General features: G+C 69.8%; 5 protein-coding genes. 2 read left to right on the top strand and 3 right to left on the bottom strand.

The window, feature by feature from the left end:
• The coding region (locus ABT300_RS42080; RefSeq protein WP_351687890.1) for a DUF1569 domain-containing protein at positions 1-195 on the top strand (195 nt) is incomplete at its 5' end.
• A gap of 237 nt (positions 196-432) precedes the next feature.
• Here the strand turns inward: ABT300_RS42080 and ABT300_RS42075 are convergent.
• The 3 genes from ABT300_RS42075 to ABT300_RS42065 form a co-directional block, all read right to left on the bottom strand.
• Positions 433-858 (bottom strand): VOC family protein, encoded by a 426-nt coding sequence (locus tag ABT300_RS42075; protein ID WP_351687887.1) that lies wholly within the window; start codon positions 856-858, stop codon positions 433-435.
• A 179-nt stretch (positions 859-1,037) separates the two neighbouring features.
• Positions 1,038-1,604, bottom strand: coding sequence for a dihydrofolate reductase family protein (locus tag ABT300_RS42070; protein WP_351687884.1), 567 nt, complete (start codon positions 1,602-1,604; stop codon positions 1,038-1,040).
• A gap of 240 nt (positions 1,605-1,844) precedes the next feature.
• Positions 1,845-3,179 (bottom strand): alpha/beta fold hydrolase, encoded by a 1,335-nt coding sequence (locus ABT300_RS42065; RefSeq protein WP_351687881.1) that lies wholly within the window; start codon positions 3,177-3,179, stop codon positions 1,845-1,847.
• Between the two features lie 68 nt (positions 3,180-3,247).
• On the opposite strand from ABT300_RS42065, the gene ABT300_RS42060 reads away from it, so the two are divergent.
• Complete coding sequence (locus ABT300_RS42060) at positions 3,248-3,865, top strand: TetR/AcrR family transcriptional regulator (RefSeq protein WP_351687878.1); 618 nt, start codon at positions 3,248-3,250, stop codon at positions 3,863-3,865.
• Positions 3,866-4,020: the final 155 nt, after the last annotated feature.

The following is a 4,020-nucleotide window of genomic DNA, read 5'->3' as shown; positions in this document are numbered from 1 at the left end:
GGGGCTCCGCCCCTGGACCCCCAACTGCCGGTGACCGAGGCCGCGGCCGGTCTCACGGAGGCGGTGGCCCTGTTCACGAGCCACACCGCGGAGCACGCCCCCCACCCCGCCTACGGACGCTGCACGCACGACGAGTTCGCGCGGCTGCACGCCATGCATCTCGCCGAGCACCTCCCCGGCCTGGTGGACGTCTGACGACACGGCACGACACGGCTCACGCCGGCGTCTGGGCCCCGGCCGCCGACGGACGCCAGCGGCCTGCTGATGCGGGTGCACGACGGCTTGCCCGGTGTGCGTCGGTCGCATCGAACCGTCCCGTCACCGCCGAGGCGGCCACGAGGTCTCCGGTGTCCGGCGTCGGGTTCTCCTCGGTCGACGGACCCTTGACCGGAGACCTCAGCCCTTCTTGATCAGGACACGAGGCCGCTCAGCTCACTCCACCGCGTCCTGGTCGCGATCGGGCCAGGTGGGGCCCCGATCGGTCCAGACGACACCCTTGTTCCGGCAGAGGCAGAAGGGGTGGCCGACGGGGTCGGTGTAGACGCGGAAGCCGTAGCCTTCGGGGCCGATGCAGTCCCGCTGCAGAGTCGCGCCGAGGGCCAGCACGCGGCGCTGTTCGGCCTCGACGTCGTCGACTTCGAAGTCGAGGTGGAACTGCTTGGGGTGCTCGCTGTCGGGCCACTGCGGGGCGCGGTAGTCCGCCACCGGAGTGAAGGCCAGTTCGATCTCGCCGAACCGGATGCCGGCCCAGTTCTCGTTGCTGTCCTCCTTGACAGGGAGCCCCGTCACCTCGGAGTAGAAGGCTGCCAGCTTCATCGTGTCCGGACAGTCGATGATGAAGTCGGTTAGTCGTAGCATCCCGCGATCTTGTCACAAGACCAATCGAGTCGGAGTGCTCACCGAACGGCTCTTTGCGGACGTGGGGCGTCGTCGGGCCGCCGGAGCGCGCGGCGCCCCGTGCGCAAGGGTGGAGGGCTGCCGCGGTGAGCCGCCGACCCGCCTCGAGAGGGCGAGGCCGGCAGGTGGGGCGCTGCTGCTCAGGTCTTCGTCTCGTACCTGGTCAGGACCACCCCGCCGGGAAACGTCCGCGTCTCGACCAGGTTCAGGTTCACCCAGCTGTCCAGCGCGGTGAAGAACGGCGTGCCGCCGCCCACCAGGACCGGATGGGCGGCGATCACGTACTCGTCGATCAGCCCGGCGCGCATGGCGGCCGCCGCGAGCGTCGCGCCGCCGATGCTCATCGGGCCGCCGTCCTCGGCCTTGAGCCGGGTGATCTCGGCGATCGCGTCGCCGGTGACCAGACGGGCGTTCCCGTCGACCTTGTCGATCGTCGAGGAGAACACCACCTTCGGCGTCTCCGTCCAGGCGCGCGCGAACTCGATCTCCGCCGGGGTGGCGTCGGGCTGCTGGTGGCGGGTCGGCCAGTAGGGGCTCATCGTCTCCCAGAGCTTGCGCCCGTACAGCGACAGGCTGCTTGCCTGCTCGTGGTCGAGCCACATCCGGAACAGCTCGTCGCTCGGCGGTCCGCTCCAGCCGATGTCGTCGCCTGCCGCGGCGATGTAGCCGTCGAGACTCAGGTTCATGCCGTAGGTCAGTTTCCGCATGGCGCAGCCTTCCGTCCGTGGGTGTCCGGCATGCAGACCGGCGCGGCGCGGGAAACTCATCGGTGCGCGACCGGGCCGGCCGGCATTCCTCGTGCTCGAGGGTCAGTGGACGAATCACAGCGCCGATCAGGGTGTTCGCGGCCGCACCCACGGGGTGCGGTCCGATCCGCGGGTCAGAAGCCATGCTACGGCGACCCGATGACGCAGGCCGTTCCTGGAGTCACTCAGGCCGGAGGAACTTCATTCGCGGTCGCGCAAGAAGGCAGGGATCTCGTCGCGGGTCGGGTGGTTCGGCAGGGGGGCCGGCTTGTCCTGAAGGAAGGCGGTGATGACGGCGGCGGCTCGGTCGTTGTTGTCGTCCAGGCCGTTCCACATGTGGTGTCCGACTCCGGGTATGTACTGCGTGCGCTGGACGGCCGGGTCATGGGCGAGGACGGCGGTCTCCCATTGACGAAGCTGGGAGGAGCACTCGGCGATCATCAGCATCGCGGGAGTCCGCGAGCGCCTCAGCTTCGAGGCGATGGAGGGGGAGTCCTTGACCGTCTGCTGTATGCGGAGGCTGGCGGCGGGGCTGAAGGAGAAGTTCTCCGCGGTGTCCTCGGCGGGGATGCGGTGCGCGTCGCGAGCGCAGTAGGCGGATGCAGTGTCGCTGCCGAGGTCTGCGGCGGTGAAGGCGTTGTCGCCTTCGGCCTGTCCGATCAGTCCGGTGTCGGGGGTCAGGAGTCCGAGTCGCATGAGGCCGAACGCCACGGCGTACCGGGGGACGTAGGTAGATCGCGGTCCGGACACGGCCGGCGCGAGACCGCGCGCGGATTCTCGGCCCTTGTGCCCGGTGATGTGTGCGGTGGGGCCGTCCATGGGGCCGGGCTCGGCGATGATCGCCCGGTGCAGGCGGGCAGCGACGCGCGGGTCGGCCAGGGCACGGGTGAGCACGGTCCCGCCTGAGGAGAATCCGAGGATGTCGACCTTGCCCTTGTTCAGACGGTCGACGAAGGCGGCGAGGTCACGGACCGACCTGGAGATCGTGTACTGGTTCATGGGCAGCAGGTCGCTGCGTCCGCCGCCGGCCTGTTCGTAGGCGTAGACGTCGTAGCCCTTGCGTGCCAGGAGTTGCAGGAACCGATGGTCGAGCACCGAGATGCCGCGGACCGGTCCGCCGTTGAGGTACACGAGCGGGACGGGATGCCGGGGGCCGGGGTTTGCGGGCGGGTAGCGGTACACCGCGACCCGGCTGCCGGTGGACAGGCTCCAGTGCTGCGTGGTCACGAACGGCAGGGCGGGCGGGTATCGCCGGGCCGTCGGCACGGTCGGGATGCAGACCGACGCCGTCAACGCCGCCGCGACGAGCACGGGCAGGAACGGCACAAGTCGCGCCGGCCAAGTGCGCCGCCGCCCCAGCCACAGCGCGAGAACAGCTCCGACTCCAAGGGTCGTCGACCATGCGGCGAACCCCGAGCCCGCCCCATCCGTGAGGGCGATCAGTGCGAGAAAGACGACGACCAGCGTCGTGACGGCGGCCAGGGCCGACAGTGAGCGTCCGGTGAAGCGGACGAGACGTATCGCGGACGTGGGCACGGCGGACCTCCGACAGTTTCAGAACGCTGTTTCAAAACGACGTTATCAGAGGAGGTAGGCTGCTGGTCGTGGGTAGGCCGAGAACAAACGACGACGCCGTCAAAGAGCGGCTTGTGGAGTGCGCGACCGAGATGCTCGCCACCCGTCCGCGGGAGTCGCTCACGGTCCGCGCCGTGGCGGCCGCCGCCGAGGCGTCGACGACGGCGGTGTACTCCCTGTTCGGCGGCAAGGACGGGCTGATCGGCGCGGTGCGCGACAGAGCCGTCGCCGGCCTGTTCCAGGACGTGTCGGCGGTGCAGCCCTCCGCGGACCCGCTCGCCGACCTCTACGCGCTGGCCGTCGCCTACCGTCGCTGGGGGCGAGGACACAGCCACCTGTACACGGTGCTGTTCGGCGGCGTGCAGTCCTTCGACCCGTCGGGGGAGGTCGGTGCCAGCGACCCGATCCGTCCGCTTCTCGCGGCGATCGATCGTGCCGTGACGGCGTCCGTCCTCGTCGGCGAGTCGACGTCGATCGCCCTGTCGATCTGGGCCACCCTCCACGGCCTGGTGACCCTTGAACTGGCCGGGGCCTTCGACGCCGCGACGGCCGAGGCCGCATTCCGCTCGACGATCCACGCCACGCTGCGCGGATGGACGACCCCGGCGGTGTTCCGCAGCCTTCGCCAAGCAGAACTCGCTCATTGACCGGATCACGACGAGGCGTGGCCTCTGGGGATCCATCCGGAGGACGGGCAGCGGATGCAGGCTACCGGCCGAGCTGAGCAAGCTTCTCCGAACCTGCTCCTGTCCCCGCCGAGCTGGGCGAGCTTCTCCTCGGAGGCTGCGAGGCTGACCTGGAG

The sequence above is a fragment of the Streptomyces sp. NPDC001027 genome (genome assembly GCF_040299045.1).
GTDB lineage: Bacteria > Actinomycetota > Actinomycetes > Streptomycetales > Streptomycetaceae > Streptomyces.
This window is presented reverse-complemented; position numbering and strand designations above follow the sequence as displayed.